The sequence below is a fragment of the Ochrobactrum sp. SFR4 genome (assembly GCF_019730395.1).
In the GTDB taxonomy this organism is placed as follows: Bacteria; Pseudomonadota; Alphaproteobacteria; order Rhizobiales; family Rhizobiaceae; genus Pseudochrobactrum.
Genome location: NZ_JAAPBB010001280.1, coordinates 1 through 241 on the forward strand (window position 1 = coordinate 1; position 241 = coordinate 241).

1 protein-coding gene is annotated in these 241 nt (G+C 46.1%); it reads right to left on the reverse strand.

Features of this window, described 5'->3' with window-relative positions; translation table 11 throughout:
• Positions 1-241: FAD-binding domain-containing protein (locus HBA93_RS23140; RefSeq protein WP_221724789.1), on the reverse strand; the 241-nt coding region annotated here is incomplete at both ends.

A 241-nucleotide genomic window follows, 5' to 3' on the forward strand; every position in this document is an offset into this window, starting at 1 on the left:
GATCATAAGATTTTTCGTCAGAAATGACGCCACAAGCATTCTGACACGATTATGCATCCATCCTGTTGCCCACAATTGACGCATTCCAGCATCAATAATCGGTATGCCGGTCTGTCCTTTTGTCCATGCAATGAAAGATGCGGGATCCTTGCGCCACTCAATTGGTTCAAGTGTCGGGCGCATATCATGCGTGGTAATATCTGCTCTGTGATAAAGTTGATGGTACTGGAAATCACGCCAG